The sequence below is a fragment of the Streptomyces globisporus C-1027 genome, from assembly GCF_000261345.2.
Taxonomy (GTDB): Bacteria; Actinomycetota; Actinomycetes; order Streptomycetales; family Streptomycetaceae; genus Streptomyces; species Streptomyces pakalii.
Genome location: NZ_CP013739.1, coordinates 149,597 through 167,754, shown reverse-complemented (window position 1 = coordinate 167,754; position 18,158 = coordinate 149,597). Strand labels below are relative to the sequence as shown.

Sequence of the window (18,158 nt, the reverse complement as noted above, 5' to 3'; positions counted from 1 at the left end):
CCCGCGGAGCGGGTACCACATCGCTGCGCGATGTGCAAGCGAACCACCGCGCTGCGCGCGGTGGTTGCGCTTCCGCTCCGCGGAAGCGCTGGTGACCCGCTGCGCGGGTCACGCACCTCCTGTGCTGCGCTTCGGAGGTGACGGTCCATCCGCTGCGCTCCCGGACCGGCGCAGGCTTCGCCTGCGCTTAGCAGGCCTTCGCTTCGCTTCGCCTGCTTGGGGCGAGTCCGCTGCGCTCCCTCGCCCAACGGTCCTTCCGGCTGCGCCTCCAGAACCGTTGGGCCCGCTGCCGCGGGCCGGGCTAGCTACGAGGGGTGGGGGGTCCCTCGTTCGTGTCGGGTTCTAGTGCAGTGGCTGCCTCAGATAGATGCAGCATGTACCGTTGGCGGAAATATGGGATACCTGGCAGTCGCTCGGGAATATCCCAAGTTCCGAGAGGATGGCCAGATGGCCGGTCACCGCGAATCTACCGGACCAGATCCCGCGCTGAGCAGCGATTCGATGCGCCGGGTGACGCAGTACCAGACGGCGGGTGTGAACGCCCGGTTGAGACTGTTCGCGCTCCTGGAGGCGCAGGGCGTGCCCGCGAGCGAGGCGGACGACCTGGAGGCCGGGGCGGTCGCGGGGGCGCAGGGCGAGGTGGTGGAGCTGGGCGGCATGGCGCCGGCTCCTCGGGGTGTGCTGTTCGCGGACGGCTGGGACGAAGGCGTGATGGCGGTGAGCGAGGCCCTGGAGGTATCGCGGGCCGGGGATGGCCACGGTGCGGCGGCCGGTGGGGTTCGTCCGGGAGTCCGTGCTGCCGCGCGCCTATCCGTGCATCATGGCGCGGCTCCGGGTGGGAGGTGCTGGGCGTGGTCGGCGGTCTGTGTGCGGCGCGGAGGGTGAACAGCGACGAGGACTGGATCCTCTGCATGCTCGGTGTCGGGCGCTACGACCCGGACGGCCGACCGCCCTTCAAGGACGGAAAGCCCGGCTGGCACAGGGCGGGTGCGTGGATCTGGAACGGCTCGGGTGCGGCCTGCATTCCGCACGCGGCCATCGAAGGACCACAGGAATAGGAATCGGGGAGGGCTTGGAAATGCTTTTGGTTCCGCTCAAGGAACACCAGGTCGACCAGAAATTGCGCTTTCGTGACTGGGTTGGATTTCCTGCAAGATCTTTTGTGCCTCCGGAGGGGGCGCGTGCCATGGGGGTGTCCGCGACCGGGTCCGGTAAGACGATCACCACCGCTGCGTGCGCTCTGGAGTACTTCCCGGGCGGGCGGATTCTGGTGATGGTGCCCACGCTGGACCTGATCGTGCAGAGTGCCCAGTCCTGGCGGCGGGTCGGGCACAGTGCGCCGATGGTCGCGGTCTGCTCGGTGGACAGGGACGAGGTCCTGGAGCAGCTCGGGGTGCGCACCACGACCAATCCGATCCAGCTCGCCCTGTGGGCCGGGACCGGGCCGGTGGTCGTGTTCGCTACGTACGCCTCTCTCGTGGACCGTGAGGACCCGGTCGATGTCTCTGGTCGTGGGACTGTTCCTGGGCCGTTGGAGTCGGCTCTGGCGGGCGGGGATCGGTTGTACGGGCAGCGGATGGCTCCGTTTGACCTGGCCATTCTGGATGAGGGGCACATGACGGCCGGGGATTTGGGGCGGCCGTGGGCGGCGATCCATGACAACAGCCGGATCCCTGTCGGCTTCCGGCTCTACCTGACCGCTACGCCGCGGATCCTCGCCGCGCCCCGGCCGCAGCGCGGGCGGGACGGGCGGGAGGTGGTGATCGCGTCGATGGAGGACGACTCCCGCACCTACGGCACCCGGATTTTCGATCTCGGTCTGGCGGAGGCGGTGGAACGCTCGATCCTCGCGGGGTTCGAAATCGACGTGCTGGAAATCCGCGACCCCGACCCGATTCTAGGGCTGTCGGAGGAGGCGCTGCGCGGCCGGCGTATGGCTTTGTTGCAGGCGGCGCTGCTGGAGCATGCGACGCAGCGGAATCTGCACACCACCATGGTGTTCCACCAGCGGGTCGAGGAAGCCGCAGCGTTCGCCGAGCAGATGCCGGCGACCGCCGCCGAGCTGTACGCCTCTGAGGCCTCCGCGGCGGCGCTGGCCGAGGCCGCGGAGCTACCCGCGTCGTCGATCGACGCAGAGCTGTACGAGCTCGAGGAAGGCCGTCACGTGCCGCCGGAGCGGGTGTGGGCGGACTGGCTGTGCGGGGACCATCCCATCGCGCACCGGCGTGAAGTAATCCACCAGTTCGCCAACGGCATCGACGCCGACAGCCGGCGGGTGCACCGGGCGTTCCTCTCCTCGGTACGCGCCCTCGGAGTCGGGGTCGACATCACCGGACTGCGCGGGGTCGAGGCCGTGTGCATCGTCGGCTCACGCAGCTCCCAGGTCGACATCGTCCAGAACATCGGACGCGCCCTGCGCCCGAATCCCGACCGCAGTGTGAAGACTGCGCGGATCATCATCCCCGTCTTCCTCCAGCCCGGGGAGGACCCGAAAGACATGGTCGCCTCGGCCAGCTACCAGCCCCTGGTCGACATCCTCCAGGCCCTGCGCTCGCACTCCGAACGCATGGTCGACCAGCTCGCCTCCAACGCCCTCACTCGCGGCAGCGCTGTACGGCGGCGCATCCACGTCCACCCCTCCCCCGCCACCGCGGCCGGTCCGGAGGACGGGGACATGCCCGCGGAGGCCGGCGAGGCGCAGCAGGAGGTCGACCGGGTCACCTCCATCGTGGTCAACTTCGCCTCCCCCCGCGACGCCGCCGACATCGCCGCCCTCACCCGCTGCCGCGTCATCCGCCCCCAGTCCTTCGTCTGGCTGGAGGGCTACCAGGCCTTGGTCCGGTGGCGTGCCGAGAACGGGATCACCGGCCTGTATGCCGTGCCTTATGACGTCGAGACCAAGGCCGGCACGACGAAGGCGTTTCCGCTGGGGCGATGGGTGCACCAGCAGCGGAAATCATTGCGGGCCGGAGAGCTCGATCCTCACCGCAAAGACCTCCTCGACGACGCCGGGATGGTGTGGGAACCCGGCGACGAAGCATGGGAGAAAAAGCTCGCCGCACTCCGCTCCTACCACCAGGCACACGGGCACCTCGCACCCCGACAAGACGCCCTCTGGGGCGAAGGCGCGGCAGACGGGGAGCAGCTAGCTGTCGGACAGCTCCTCGCCAACCTCCGCCGCAAGGGCGGGCTCGGGAAGGATGCGGAGCGGGCCACTGCGCGCGCGGAGCAGCTGGCGGAGATCGACCCGGACTGGAACTGCCCCTGGCCACTCGACTGGCAACGCCACCACCGCGTACTCGCGGACCTGGTCGACGCCGACGGACACCTGCCCCACATCGTCCCCGGCGTCACCTTCGACGGCGACGACATCGGACGATGGCTCAAGCGGCAGAAGAACCCAGGCACGTGGGCGCAGCTGTCGACCGATCAGCAGGAACGGCTGTCGAAGCTGGGCGTGGAACCTGCCCAGGCCCCGCCTCCCGCCCCGGTCGGCGCGCGTGCGACGAAGAAGGGCCCGAGCAAGGCACAGCAAGCCTTCCAACGCGGCCTCACAGCCCTCACACAGTGGATCGAACGGGAAGGCCAACGGCCTGTGCCGAGGGGTCACGCCGAGGAGATCTCGATCGACGGCGAGACTGAGCAAGTGGTCGTCAAGCTCGGCGTATGGATCTCCAACACGAAAACCCGCCGCGACAAACTCACCCAGGAACAGCTCAACGCCCTCCGGGAGCTCGGCATCGAATGGGCATAACCGCCGCGGGTGACGTTCAGCGAGCCGTGTTCTCGGTGCGGATCATCCGGCGCAGGCTGGTCCGGGCAGCAATCAGGTCTTCTTCGAGGGCGGTGATGCGTGCGCGGGACGCGGTGTTCTCTGAGGAAGCCGGATCAGGCGTGGCGCAGTGAGGCGTGGATGCGGGCGATGGCCCGCAGCACCTTGTCGCGGTTCTTGGCCTGCTGCATCCATGCGGGCAGGCGGGCCACCACGGTCATCTTCCGGCCGTGGTCGTGCCAGGGGATCCCTTCACGCAGCGGCGCCTGAACGAACCGCCTGAGCAGGTCCAGGTGTTCCAGGTTGTAGGCCCATACCCACCCGTGCCGGGTCTCGGTCTGCAGCCACAGACGGACGCCGAAGTATGGGTCCGTGGCCGGCTCGTCCCGATCCCGGTGCAAGGCCACACCCCCACGGCTCCATTCCTTCGCCGTCCCGCAATTCCGACAGACGAGACGCCTTGGTGCGAAGAGGTCCGGATCGCGCACCCCGGCCGACTCCGGACCTGCCACGACGTGCGCGACCTTCTCGCAGCCGGGACAGCACACGACGACCGATGCGAGAAAGTCGTACTTCGTGCTGCGCGGGTCCCGGAACCGATGGTGTGCGGAGATCGAACTCATCAGACCAGTATGCGAGCCAAGCACCGAAGGCTCCTACGGGATAAATCTCCAGCTCAGCCACAACGGAGCCGCGCTCTTCGGATCCTATTGGGTGGGATCCAGGTGGGCAGCGGTCATGGGAGAAGCTCCTTGTTCAGCGTTCAGTGAGTTTGGGGGTACCGCCGGTTCAGGCGGAAACGGGGTCCGGGGTAGGCGCGGCCTGGGCGGGCACGGCAGCCTTCTTGCGGTCTGCGGCTGCCCGCTTCTGCGCCAGGTCCTCGTGGCGCTGGTGGGCGTAGCCGATGATGAAGCGGCCCTGCTGGACGTCGGAAAGGTGACCGGGAAGGTCGTCGCTGACCTTGCTGTAGAGCTCGAGAAGCCGGCTCTCCAGCGCACGGCCGGCTCCGGGCTTGTCACGGTTCAGCCTCTTGAAGTGGGCCGTGGAGTCAGCGAACAGGCGGCGCAGGGTGAGGCTGGGTGCGGACACTGCAGTACTGAAGTACTTGTCGCGCAGTGTGGTGTTGATGTCCGGAAGAGCTGTTTCCTGCACGGACTCAAGCACGGCGAAGATCCGGCCGCAGACGTACGCGGGATCGGTGCTGTCCTTGTCGAGCTGGGGCATTAGATGGTCCTGAGGGTCGGGGGAACGGTTGAGGAGCAGGCGCAGCAGCGCCAGGCGCGGCACGTCGACCCGGCGGTCGGCGTGGACACGCTGAAGCAGAAGAGCAAGTGCCCGGTCGGGCGGACGCAGACCGTGCAGGGCGCTGTGGAGCAGTTCGGCCTCCAGACCCCGGGGGGCGCTGTCGGGTGCGTAGCGTTCGCCTTGCCAGCGGCCGCAGGACAGGGCGAGGAGCCACAGCGGGACGTACCGGGTCTGCCCGGTCCATCCGTCCCGGACTCCGTGGTCGGAATACCAGGCGGCGATGTTCTTCTTCGCCTCCTGAACAGGAACGTCGATCCAGTCCCGGACGACGAGACGGGCGTTGTTCAGTCCGAGGGACAGGCCGTAGAAGGCGTCCGCGTCAACCCGCAACGCAGCGGCAGGCCCGGCGGGCTTGTCCATCGAGTCGATGAGGTGCTGAACGTCGGCGGCTTCCGGCCGGTCGTCGAAGAACATGGCCAGTGCGGAGTCGGGCGCAGTCTGCCGTGTCCACCAGAGCAGCACCCCGTCGTCCCGGAATCGCCGACGGTGGCGGTCCGATGCGAGCAGGTGATTGAGCACCGCCATCGCCCGGCCCCCGCACTGGTGGCACACCGGGGTGTTCACCAGCTGGGTAAGGCCCTGACGCCCCTGGGCCGCGGCGTTGATGCTGATGAGCTGGCCCTCGTTGCTGCTGGCGGCCGTCGGCACAGCCCCCTTCTTCACCGGCTCCGGAATCGTCGCGAGCAGAGGCCGGCATTCCCCGCACACCAGGCACAACCCCGTACGCTCCGTGGCACCTCCCTTACGGGACCGCACCTCCTGCGCCCACAGCCGCTGCACAGAGCCCAGGTCGTGCAGCCAGGAGGTCCCCACCATGAGGGCGACCGTGTCCTTGGCCTCCACCTCCTGCGGGACACTGAGTGCCTGCCACCCACTGGTGAAGAACGCCTCAGCGGCCCGAGCGGCCGGCTCGTCCATCACCTCTCGCGCCCACTGCAGCACCAGAGCGCGGTAGGCGTCGTTCCGCCGCAGAGCTTCGGCCCTGTCCCCTTCCGTGACGCTGCCGTTCTTCGCCCTCTTGGGCACGCCAAGTACGAACTCCGCGGTGTCCACCAGAAGGTAGGGAGGGACCTTCGTACCGGACCGCTGCACATACGGCACCGCCATGCTCAGCACCTGATCGCGCTGACGCCCCGGCACCTTTCTGCTGATCAGTTTCGCGCTCAGGCCGTCCGGCGCGATATCCAGCACCCAGTGGACCTGCTTCTCCCGGTAGAACTCGGCAGGAAGATCGTCGGCGATCCGGTCCCCGTACTCGGTCAGACGCTGCAGCAGCACAGGTCAGGCCCCCGGCCCGGTGGCGCGCCGGGGAGCCGACGGCATCATCACCGCGTCGCCCGGCAACGGCTCCCGCGGAACCTCGAGCACACCGTCCACGACCGATGCGCGAAACCACCGGTAGCTCTCTCCGTCCTCGCCGTATTCGATGGAGTGCAGCATCACCCCGAGCTCTTCGCTGAATCGCACCGGCGGCTCCTGGGGGTCCGCCTTCCCGAACGAAGCGGCAAACTCCTTGCAGCCCAGAAACGGCTGCGAGAAGCACGCACCGCGCTCGACCCGGCGACGCAGCTGCTCGCGGTACTTCTCCTCAGACGCCGGCGGGTACTTCGCCGACCCGGCCAGAGCTTCTGGAGCAACCACGATCTGCGCGTGGATGCGGTACCGGACGTCCCTCAGCGCCAGCGTGCTGCGCTGGTCACGGTCGCTCTCCACGTCGTACCGGTGGCGCCGGTCGCCCTGCAGACGCTTCACGTCCTGAGAACTGATCATCGACTTCACCTCGTTGCGGCGCACCCGCAGCCAGCTGACCGGCCGCAGAACCTCGATCCTCCTCACCACGTAACGGAACTGTGGCTTCCAGAAGATCGCCTCCAGCACGCCACGTGCCGCCGACGGCGTCATCACCTGGTAGCTGACGCGCTCGGCCTTCAGCTCCGGCCGCGTGAAACACGCCGCGTCCCCCCACACCTCCACCACCAGATCCGGAAAAGCCCAGCCATCATTGCCGCGGGCCTCCCGCCGCACAGCAGGCACCGTCATCGTCATCGCCTCTCGCCCCATCCCTGACAGCTCGCCCCCGCCGCGCCCGTCCAGTGGACGAACCCGGCGAAGGCGCGCGGAACCAGGAGAGCAGCCAGTCACTCTCTGCCCTCTACTGGCTCCGCACTGTAGGTGCAGGCACTGACAATGCACCCAGAAACGTGGAAATCCCCAGGTGGAGCAGGTTCCGACGCGCTAGCAGGCGAACGGGAACCCACCTAACCCGGAAGCGCGACTCAACCCTCAAGATCAACAACGCGACGACGATGGCGAGGACCACCGGTACGTCGACCGATGGCAAGCCCCCGTTACCTTTTTCGTAGCTCCGCAATGGGGCCTCCGGCCTTCGGGTCCGGCACGACTCCCCCGTGCAGACGGCGGTGGTCTCGTTCTCTGGGCGGCAGTTCGCGGGCCAAGTGACCTCGGCGAACGAGGCGAACCAGGTCGTCATGCCGCCACCCTGGCCCACCACCTTGACCAAACACATCCCGAACACCACCGCCCGCGCCGCCATCTACAACGACGCCTACGAACCCGCCGTCCGCATTTTCGACCTCGACCTGACGAACAACGGCCACCCTCACCATCAACCCCTCGACGAACTGACACACGGCCCCTCCGGCGGCTCAGCCCGACCCCTGCACGGGCCCTGTCCGAGCCGGGCAGCCGACCCCACAGCACCGCCCTGGTAACCCCACCCGCACCACCCGTGGGCAACTGGCCACCCAGAAGGCCGGCCCGGACGGACCAAAGCGCCGAACGCCCGACGCCGCCCTCTGCCGTGCCGCCCGCGGCTACCGCCGCCCCCTGACCGACTTCGGCCTCACCTGACGAACCCGGACAAGATCGGCTCACGCAACGGCCCTGGCTCTTGAGCTGAGGACTACCTCCCGTCAGGCGACGGGCCCGACGAGGGCATGCGGAACCAACGGGCCATCGGGTCACGCTCTGCCCCCTAGCGATTCCGCACTGCAGGTGGAGGCACTGACATTGCACCCCGGAACCGGAAAAGCCGCTGCTCACAGACGTCTCGGCATCTCATCCACCGACTCGGAACCGAGCCGGCCCTGCCGTCAAAGGACGTAGCCGCCTCGGTCGTCGGGATCATCCGCTTAGACCGCGCACCGGGTCGTAGTACCCCCGCCACACGACGAGGTCACCGATCACCGGCTTCGCTAAACCCGCCTGCAGTGCCATGGCGACCTCATGCCGCGGCAAGGTCGCCATGTGCGGCTGCAAGCGACGCAACGGCTCCGGACCTACCGGGTAGGAAGAGCGCAGGAGGGCGATGTCCGACTCGATGGCATCGCGCTCCTCGTCGGCCTTCTCCGCACGGATCACGACAACGGACTGCGCATACTTGTTGTCGACCATCTGGAACGCCTCCGCGACGGCGGGAAAGTCCCAGACCCGGCGCAGTTGCTGGATTCCCTCACCCATCGACCGGCCGTCAGTGCCCTGCAGCGCCCAGCGCTTCTCGTAGTACCACTCCAGGGCCTCCAGATCATCCGGAGCCGAAGCGCCACCAGGCCCGAAGAACTCCGCGGTCGCCTCCAGAGCCGCCGTGTACGACAAGTCCTTCGGCACGCCGCCGTCCACCGGCCGGAACACCACCACCCTCCCCCTGCCCAACCGGCCGTCCCTGTTGCAGCGGCCCGCCGCCTGCTGCAGAGCTTCGGCCGGCGCCCACGCCCGGTACACCCGCGGGAAGTCCACATCCACACCTGCCTCAATCAGCGACGTGGACACCACATGCACAGGGCGGCCGACCGTGAGCTCGCCACGCACGTGCTCGATCACTTCGCGCCGGTGCTCGGCCGTCATCCTCGTCGACAAGTGCCACACCGGCGCCGTCACCCGCGCCTCGCCCTCCGTACTGTTCAAGAGGCGGTGCAAACGCGCCGAGTCCCGTGTGGTATTCACGATCGTCAAAACCTGCTCGCCGCCTTCGGACGCGATCTCCTGTGCGATCGACTCCCACGTGACATCAGGCCCCAGCCGCCAGTCGTACTCCACCCGCCGCAGCTCTTCGAACAGCCCGGTCACGTCCTCAATCATGCTGCGCCGCGGCAGCCCGTCCAGCTGCGCGAGAGACCAGAAGGAAGGCTGGGTCGCAGACGTCAGCACCACCGAAGCCCCGAAATGCTCCACCAGGTCGCGCAGCACACTCAGGATCGGGATCAGCAGCCGGTCGGGAAGAGCCTGCACCTCGTCCAGCACGATCACCGAGCCCGCCAGCCGGTGCAGTTTGCGCATCACGGAGGGTTTGCGCGCGAACAACGACTGGAACAGCTGCACCGTCGTCGTGACCACCACAGGCGCAGCCCAGTTCTCCGCCGCCATACGCGCCCAGGCCCCCGCTCCGTCCTCTTCCTCCAGCTCCACCGAACTGTGGTGCTCCAGCACGACAGGCTGCTCGCCGCTGTCCGGGGCGGGGTCGAGGAGTTCCCGGTACACCTCGGCGTTCTGCTGCGTAATGCTGATGTACGGAACCGCGAACACCACCCGGCCCAGACCATGCTCAACCGCATGCCGCAGCGCGAACCCGCCCGCAGCGATCGTCTTCGCCCCACCCGTCGGCACATGCAGCACATACATACCCGGCGCGCCCGCGGCCGCCGCCAACGCCTGCGCGTACACCCGCTCACGCAGCTCATCCACCGGCGAAGCCGTACGCCGGGCAAGCAGCCGTAGCCTGCGCTGCTCGAAGCGCTTCAGCAGCATCCCCATGTCCGCACGCGCGCCGGTCCGTGGCTCCCTGCCGGCGAAGTGGGCCTCGGTATCGAGATAGTCCGCATCGACCACACAGCTGAACACCATGCGTGTGAACACATCCAGTGCCAGTGCCTGCCTCTGCGGCGATTCGAGTCCCGCAAGCCAGGCCGGCGGTGGAATGCGGCCTTCCCGAAGGATCTCCGGCACCACCCGGGCCACAGCCTCGGTCGCCTCCCGAGCACGGTCCGCCTCCACACCGCTCCCCCGGAGCTCGGCCAGAAGATCCTTGATCTTGTCCTGATCCGGCAGCCCTCCATGATGCCCCTGCACCACAGCAGCGAGCTGACGCCCCACCGTCCGCGCAGCAAGCACCGTGCCGGCTTCCTTATGCGGGATCCCCACCGGCTTACCCGTCGGCTCAGCATGAAAGATCAAGCGATCCTGCCAGGCACAACACCCCTTCCCCACGTCATGCACCAACGCCAGGTACCCGGCCACATCCTCAGCACCAAAACGCTCGGCAAAGACCCTGGCCAAAGCAGCCGAGCCACGCAGATGATCCTCGAGCCGATGCCGACACCCCGACCGCGGACTACGACTATGGGCGAACAACCCACGCTCTGACACCCGACCTCCTGACCGCCGAATCACCAACCTCCCTGGAACCGACACACCCTAAGATTGGCCACTGACACAGCCGTTGCGATTCGCGGTCGTCCCGTAACGCGACCACCACCCGCAGCGCTGTCCACGTACAAGGACGGGACGTTGCAATCCTTGGCTGCTCCGGAGAGCGACCGCCACGACCTGCGCCCTGTCGACGTCGTCGAGCTTGAACGCGTTGCGATCCTCGGCCGCTCCGGAGGTCGACCGCCACTTCGTCGTCTCGCTGATGTCGGCTTCCCGGACGTTGTTGCGATCCTCGGTCACCCCGGAGAGCGACCGTCACCCGGCGGCACGGTACTCAGTACGTGCACGATCGGAATGTTGCGACCCTCGGTCGTCCCGAAGGGCGACCGCCACCAGGTCGACGAGCCACGCCCCCGGGACCTTCTTGTCGTTGCCATCCTCGGCCGCCCGGCAGGGCAACCGCCACACCGCGTCCCGTCCTAGCCTCGGTACAGGCGGCGGCTGTTGCGATCCTCGGCCGCCCTGAAGGGCGACCGCCACGTCGTCCAGATCGGCCTGCGCCCCTGGTACGCGGAGTTGCGATCCTCGGTCGCCCTGGAGGGTGACCGTCACCTTCCGGCACGGGGGGCACAGCTGGGTGTGCTCGATGCTGCGATCCTCGGCCGCCCTGGAGGGCGACCGCCACGACTCCCTCCAGCTGCGCGGACCCGGTGCCGGTGGTGTTGCGATCCGGAGTCGCCTTGAAGGGTAACCGCCACACCGGAGTCAGCCAGTCGGCCTCGACGCAGTAGTCGTTGCGATCCACGGTCGCCCTGGAAGGCGACCGACACTCGCTGTACTTGACGCCCTCGACCATCCGCGTGTTGATGTTGCGATGCTCGGCCACCGCGGAGGGCGACCGCCACGCGGTATCCCTCTCGCTCGATCTCGGTCCAGCTGGCGTTGCGATCCTCGGCCACCCTGGAGGGCGACCGCCACCGGCCACCAGGCCGTGCACCTGCCGCATGAGGAGCCCGTTACGATCCTCGGCCGCCCCGGAGGGCGACCGCCACCCCGTGCCTGAGGCCCACGGCCAGACCTACGTCGTTGCGATCCTCGGTTGCCCCGGAGAGCGACCGCCACCTGGGCGCGAACGTCGGCCCGGAACTGCGTCATGGAGTTGCGATCCTCGGTCCCCCCGAGGGCGACCGCCACATCCGAAACCGCCTCCGTCCCCTCCGTCGGCGTACAGGTTGCGATTCCTCGGCCGCCCCGGAGAGCGACCGCCACGGGTACTTCGCCCCGGAGCCGGGACTCCGATATCGGTTGCGATCCTCGGTCCCCCTGGAGGACGGCCGCCACCAACTGGTCGGCGTGCGTCTGGTTACCGCGAACGCGTTGTGGTGCTCGGCCACCCCGGAGGGCGACCGCCACTTGATGCTGACCCAGCCGGCGTCCGCGCCTTCGCCGTTGCGATCCTCGGCCACCCCGGAGGGCGACCGCCACTGCGGGGCGAGTTGCGCGGCGGCCTGCTCGCCGAGGTTGCGATCCTCGGCCACCCCGGAGGGCGACCGCCACGCGACGTCGTACCTGCCACTCGCGTTGGTGGAGGGTTGCGATCCTCGGCCACCCGGAGGGCGACCGCCACGACGGCGGCCCGGTCCCGGCCGTGCGCGATGGACTGGTTGCGATCCTCGGCCACCCCGGAGGGCGACCGCCACATCCGTCCAGTTGAAGCGGGCCAGGATGCGGGAGTCGTTGCGATCCTCGGCCACCCCGGAAGGCGACCGCCACGCCGATGCGGGGGGGTGTCCCTACGGACGGCATCGAAAGTTGCGATCCTTGGCCACCCCGGAGGGCGACCGCCACCGCGCACTTCTGGCCCTCGATGAACATCCGCATGTGGTTGCGATCCTCGGCCACCCCGGAGGGCGACCGCCACAGCAACGACGCCGCCGGGACGGGCGTCGTTGCGGACGTTGCGATCCTCGGCCACCCCGGAGGGCAACCGCCACAGCGGGACGACGGCGTCGTTGCCCTTGGGTTCCAGGTTGCGACCCTCGGCCGCCCCTGAGGGCGACCGCCACGTCGACCGCCGTGTCACCGTTGATCACGGCGTCGTTGTTGCGACCCTCGGTCGACCCGGAGAGCGACCGCCACGCCGCCGATCGGCGTTTACATGGGGTGGTTGCGATCCTCGGTCGCCCTGGAGGGCGACCGCCACGCCCTGCATGGCCGCCTCGTCACCCTCGGGAGCGGTGTTGCGATCCTCGGCCACCCCGGAGGGCGACCGCCACGACCCCCTCCAGCTGAGCGGACCCGGTGCCGGTGGTATTGCGATCCGGAGTCGCCTTGAAGGGTAACCGCCACGACCAGGCGCATGGCGGCGTACGCGGTCCTGGAGACGTTGCGATCCTTGGCCGCCCCGGAGGGTGACCGCCACCCGCGCTCCCCAAAATCCCCATGACGCTCGACAAGGTTACGATCCTCGGTCACCCCGAAGGGCCGCGCCACGTGGTGCACCACGATGCCCGGGCGGCACCCGGAGGTTGCAATCTGCGGATGCCCCCGCAGCCACCCGGGTCGAGAAGTTGCGATCCTCGGTGGCCCTGGAAGGCGATCACCACTCCCCCTTGCCGGAGCCAGTGCCTCAGGCGATCAGGTTGCGATCCTCGGCCACCCGGAGGGCGACCGCCACTGCCACCCCCGATCCCCCACCGGTACGTCCCGTCATCGTTGCGATCCTCGGCCACCTCGGAGGGCGACCGCCACGTGCTGCCCCCGTCCTGGTGACGAACAAGGAGGAGGCTGCGATCCTCGGCCACCCCGGAGGGCGACCGCCACTTGATCTGCGCCGGGGGGCAGGCACCCACCGTTTCGTTGCGATCCTCGGCCGCCCCGGAGAGCGTCCGCCACAACCCCAGGTTGCGATCCTCGGCCTCCCTGGAGGGCTACCGCCACCTGCCCGGTCAGTGTGACCGTCTCGATTCCCTCGGGGTTGCGATCCTCGGCCGCCTTCGATGACGACCGCCACACCTGGCTCCGAACGTCGGACTCGCCCGCATGGACGAGTTGCTAGTCTCGGCCGCCCCGGAAGGCGATCGCCACCTGCAGCCAGCCCTCGGGCAACTCGACCGGCTCGGTGTTGCGATTCTCGGTTACCTCGGAGGGCGACTGCCACGCCTGGGCCACCAGCGGCGGCACCTCGGCAGCGATTCTCGGTCACCTGCGGGGGCGACCGCCACTCCTCGGGGTCCTCGTCTTCCTCGCACAGGCCCTCGTTGCGATCCTCGGTCACCCGCGGGGGCGACCGCCACAGCTCCTCCACGGCGGAGAACTGGCCGGGGAAGGCGTTGCGATCCTCGGTCGCCGCGACGGGCGACCGCCACCACGCTGTCCGCCTCGCCCTCGGCGTACTCGATGAAGTTGCGATTCTCGGCCGCCCCGGAGGGCGACCGCCACTCAGCTGATCACCTCGGCCACGGCCTTGCCCATCCCGTTGCGATCCTCGGCCACCCCGGAGGGCGACCGCCACCGGCCGCCGCCGGGCCGTTCGCCCGCGCGTACGCCATGTTGCGATCCTCGGCCACCCCGGGGGCGACCGCCACCATGTCCGGGCCCTTCTCGGCCGGTGGGTTGTGCAGTTGCGATCCTCGGCCGCCCCGGAGGGGGGCGACCGCCACGTCCAGCCGCCGAGCCCGGTGCGTTTGTCGGGGCTGTTGCGATCCTCGGCCATCCCGGAGGGCGACCGCCACCACGCCCCGCTCGGCCTGGGCCACGCCGTGGGTGTCGTTGCGATCCTCGGCCAGCGGCGGTTCACGTCACACTCATTCCCAGGGCAGCCCAAACGGTCACCACACTCATGAGGATCACCGGCCTGTCCAAAACCGATTCCATCAACCGGGCCGTCCAGGTCTACGCCTCCTCCCCCAGCTGGCTGGTGGCCGACGGAAGAGAAGTGCTCCTACGCGACGAGAACGGCGACACCGCCGGCGTCCATATCGTCTAACCCCGGCGGCTTGTCAGTTCAGCTCGAGGGGCTTGCCGAACGTCGCCCACGCCCGCAGCACCATGCTGTCCACCAACGCGATTCCATACCTGGCTGCTGCCTTCTCCGCGTGCACGGTGAAGCGTGTGTTCGTCACCATGATCGGGTGGGTGGCGTCATGGTCGGGGCGGGCTGTCCCGTTGAAAGCCTGCACATCCGGCGCTCCGATCGCAGCCGACGGCGCCCTGCGAAGCTTGCACTGCACGACGATCCGCTCACCGTTCCCGCCAGTGGCTATAACGTCCGCTCCCCTGTCACCCGCGCCCCCATGCATACGCTGCACCTCGTAGCCATCTCGCTCCAGAAGCCGGGCAATAAGCAGTTCAAACCCTTGGCTCGACAACCTACGTATCTCCTCCAGGGAAGTGCTGGCACTGCTGAGCCGGAAGTCCTGACGCCGTCGCTCCTCCACGGACAGTTCTTCCAGTTCTCGCCGGTAGGCCTCCAGAGAGCAGACGTAGCGTGCCCGGGCCCGCTGCAGTTCCTCTAGCAGTTCGCCCAGCGGAGCTGCCTTCGTCGAAGGAAACTCAGTCCTCCGCTCCCGCACCAGCCGGCCGAAATCCTTGATGACGCCCTCTCGTACCTCTTCACACCACTCGACGGCCTTCCCTGCGAGGGAGACCAACTCGTGCAGCTCGTCCCTAAGAATCTTCGCCGCCGCCCAGCGCCCGTAGCGCACGGTGTCCTGGTCGACCGTCCCGTCCTCAAGCAGCCCGCGGCCCTTCCAGCAGCGACTGAGTTCCGCCTGCGCCTCCTCGCCCAGCCGACGCCAGTCAGCAACAAGATCGTCCGCGAGCCGCCCTTCCGCTACCCACGCGAACGCGGCCTCCAGATCCACCGAAGTCGCCCGCTCACGTGCCGACTCCAGCAAACACCGCACCGCGTCCTCCGGTGACGGCCGCACCGCATCCGCAGAAGGTTCCAACAAACTCATACGAGCAGGCTAAAGACACCCACTGACAATCCTGCGAGGCTCCCACACAAGTCCTCCCAGGCAGGCAGCAACCGGCACCCCGCCGCCCTGCAGAGGAAAGTGATCTTCGATGCAGCGCAGCACCAGCCGGCATGTGAACGGCTTACCGGAATCCTGCGGTGCCCTCGTCTCGCTGCGCCGCATCGGCTTCCTGTCCGCCCTGCTCACCGCCGCCGCCCTGACAGCCTGCTCCACCGAACCAGTGGAGGCCTACGACCCCAATCCCTCCGCCACCGGCACCACCACACCGTCTGGCGCGCCCGGCGGAGCCCCGGACGAGGGCGGCCTGACCCTCGCAGACGCCATAAGGAAGATCCCCGTCGCCGAGGAGAAGCGCGTCGGGTATGAACGCGATGCCTTCAAACACTGGGTCGACGAGGACGACGACGGCTGTCCGACCCGTCAGGAAGTCTCCCTCGCCGAAGCGGTCACCGCCCGGAGCAAGGTGACCGGTGCACGACCAGCGGAGGCAGTTGGATGTCCTACTACCACGAGGCCGAGCTCACCGACGCGAGGGGCGACCGCCACCACGCCCAAGGCGGCGACGTCGCGTCCGGACCACAGGTTGCGATCCTCGGCCGACCAGAGGGGAGACCGCCACCACCCTGCTAACCCGAGCCGCTTACACCGTACGAGCCTTGCGATCCTCGATCCCGCGGAGGGCGACCACCACCTGCTGGTGGGTGCCCATCCAGACGACGAGGGCGTAATCGTCATCCTCGGCCGTCACGGAAGGCGACTGCCACGCCCGGCCGTGCTGACGGCCGCCGGTTGGTACAAGCAGTTGCGATCCTCTGCCGCCGGGGAAGGCGACCGCCACCACCCTGGTCGGCTACTCCACGGTCACCAAGACGTTGCGATCCTCGGTCGTCCCGAAGGGCGACCGACACAGCAACGACGCCGCCGGGACGGGCGTCGTTGCGGATGTTGCGATACTCGGCCGCCCCGGAAGGCAACCGCCACCCAGGACACGTACGACGAGCTGTGCCGGATCGGCGCGTTGCGATCCTCGGTCATCCCGGAGGACGACCGCCACGAGGACCGCATCTCGCCGAGGTCCCACGGGTTGCGGTTGCGATCCTCGGTCACCTCGGAGGGCAAGCAGCGCCTGTGCCTGCTGCGACACCACCTCGGCGGCATTGCGGTTGCGATCCTTGGTCGGCCTTCACGGCGACCGCCACGTAGAGCCTCATGCACTTGTCGCCGTCCATCGTGTCGTTGCGATCCTCGGCTGCCCTATTGGGCGACCGCCAGTCGTCCGAGGCGGCAATAGCCGCGCTCGACGCGAGAGTTGCAGTCCTTGACCGCCCCGGAGGGCGACCACCACCCGAGCACTTGCGAGTCGCCGACGACGAGCGGCAGGTTGCGATCCTCGGTCGCCCTGGAAGGCGACCGCCACTCCCCCTTGCCGGAGCCAGTGCCTCCGGCGATCAGGTTGCGATCCTCGGCCACCCCGGAGGGCGAACGCCACCTCGGTCGACGAGAGGCCCCGTTGCAGGGCGGGGACGCGGTTGCGATCCTCGGTCACCCCGGAGGGCAACCGCCACCCACTCGAGGGCCATGCAGGAGAGCCACACGAGGTCGTTGCGATCCTCGGCCACCCTCGAGGGCGACCGCCACCCTGCCCGGACTCCGGCTCGCCGGGTTCCACTCGACGTTGCGATCCTCCACCCAGGAGGGCGACCGCCACTCGGGGTGCTGGCCGGCGATGAACAGGCGTTGCACGTTGCGATCCTCGGCTACCCCGGAGGGCGACCGCCACCACCAGCCGGTCGTCGGCGCGCCGGGCGACGCTGAGGTTGCGATCCTTGGCCGCCCCCGAGAGCGACCGCCACAGGACCGCCGGATGACCGGTGCCCTGCCGGGCGGAGTTGCGATCCTCGGTCGCCCCCGGAGGGCGCCCGCCACCGGCAGATGACCTGGTACCTGGCCGCCCATCCCGAGTTGCGATCCTCGGCCACCCTGGAGGGCGACCGCCACCCTGGCTGAACAGTACAAAGAGCGTAGCGCTCTTCATAAAAGGAGGCCGCTAGAGGTGGCAATTCTGGTGAATTCGAACATCTAGCTTCGGTGCGGCTCTCGACGAACAAGTACCCGGGCTCGCGGAGGCGGTCGCGAATCTACCGCTCCGTCTTCGCGCGGATGACCAGGTCGGCCTCCTGCCCTCCCGACCACGCCTGCTGGTGCGCAGCCAGGGCTTCGAGGTACCTGGGGTCCCGAGCTCGGGGCACCAGCGGCTCACCCGGGGCTGGGCCAGCCACCGGTGGCGGCGCGAGGGACGCCGGAGAACTCTCCGCCGGCACCTGATACTGAGGATTGCCGGGCCGCAGGATCTCCAGGCACGACACCGTGCCCGAGCCGACCGCTGCGTTGACGCGGGCGAAGATCTCATTCTGATGCAAAACGAGTTGGTTCGGTAGGCCGGTGAGCAGGGACGCAGGTGCAGGGTGCGGGTCGCGTCGTCGTACCGGACGGCCTGGACCTTGCCCTGCAGCTCGGGTGCGATGTTGTCCCACTGGCTGAGCACGGTACGCCGTACCTGCCCGCCGACTGCGCCGGTTTCCAGGCCCTGCTCGGCGATCATCTGGCTGACGGCCGCGCCCAGGGCCACGGGCTCCCGGCCCCGGAACGGCCCTGGCGGGACGGAGCCGCTCCGGTACGGCGAGGGCGCTGCCGCGGTGCGGACTTCGCGGCCG

At 68.6% G+C, this 18,158-nt stretch carries 8 protein-coding genes; 3 read left to right on the top strand and 5 right to left on the bottom strand.

Features of this window, described 5'->3' with window-relative positions; translation table 11 throughout:
• Nucleotides 1-510 precede the first annotated feature (510 nt).
• Both WQO_RS36280 and WQO_RS34345 read left to right on the top strand, forming a co-directional pair.
• Nucleotides 511-885 (top strand): hypothetical protein, encoded by a 375-nt coding sequence (locus WQO_RS36280; protein WP_162493211.1) that lies wholly within the window; start codon nucleotides 511-513, stop codon nucleotides 883-885.
• 193 nt (nucleotides 886-1,078) lie between these two features.
• Nucleotides 1,079-3,754, top strand: coding sequence for a DEAD/DEAH box helicase (locus WQO_RS34345; protein WP_193407326.1), 2,676 nt, complete (start codon nucleotides 1,079-1,081; stop codon nucleotides 3,752-3,754).
• 134 nt (nucleotides 3,755-3,888) lie between these two features.
• Here the strand turns inward: WQO_RS34345 and WQO_RS34340 are convergent, their stop codons facing one another.
• From WQO_RS34340 to cas5c, 3 genes are all read right to left on the bottom strand, one after another.
• On the bottom strand, nucleotides 3,889-4,395 hold the full coding sequence (locus WQO_RS34340) for a hypothetical protein (RefSeq protein WP_058954230.1): 507 nt from the start codon (nucleotides 4,393-4,395) through the stop codon (nucleotides 3,889-3,891).
• Between the two features lie 166 nt (nucleotides 4,396-4,561).
• Nucleotides 4,562-6,355: a type I-C CRISPR-associated protein Cas8c/Csd1 gene (gene cas8c, locus WQO_RS34335; RefSeq protein ID WP_010064754.1), complete on the bottom strand. Its 1,794-nt coding sequence runs from the start codon at nucleotides 6,353-6,355 to the stop codon at nucleotides 4,562-4,564.
• A gap of 3 nt (nucleotides 6,356-6,358) precedes the next feature.
• On the bottom strand, nucleotides 6,359-7,123 hold the full coding sequence (cas5c, locus tag WQO_RS34330) for a type I-C CRISPR-associated protein Cas5c (protein WP_010064753.1): 765 nt from the start codon (nucleotides 7,121-7,123) through the stop codon (nucleotides 6,359-6,361).
• 410 nt (nucleotides 7,124-7,533) lie between these two features.
• Here cas5c and WQO_RS36275 point away from each other — a divergent pair, with 410 nt between their 5' ends.
• The gene (locus WQO_RS36275) at nucleotides 7,534-7,809 is read left to right on the top strand and encodes a hypothetical protein (protein WP_010064752.1); all 276 of its coding nucleotides are present in this window, start codon (nucleotides 7,534-7,536) and stop codon (nucleotides 7,807-7,809) included.
• A gap of 412 nt (nucleotides 7,810-8,221) precedes the next feature.
• Here WQO_RS36275 and WQO_RS34320 read toward each other — a convergent pair whose 3' ends face one another.
• On the bottom strand, nucleotides 8,222-10,369 hold the full coding sequence (locus WQO_RS34320) for a CRISPR-associated endonuclease Cas3'' (RefSeq protein ID WP_010064751.1): 2,148 nt from the start codon (nucleotides 10,367-10,369) through the stop codon (nucleotides 8,222-8,224).
• 4,094 nt (nucleotides 10,370-14,463) lie between these two features.
• The gene (locus WQO_RS34310) at nucleotides 14,464-15,423 is read right to left on the bottom strand and encodes a restriction endonuclease (RefSeq protein WP_050992387.1); all 960 of its coding nucleotides are present in this window, start codon (nucleotides 15,421-15,423) and stop codon (nucleotides 14,464-14,466) included.
• Between the last annotated feature and the right edge of the window lie 2,735 nt (nucleotides 15,424-18,158).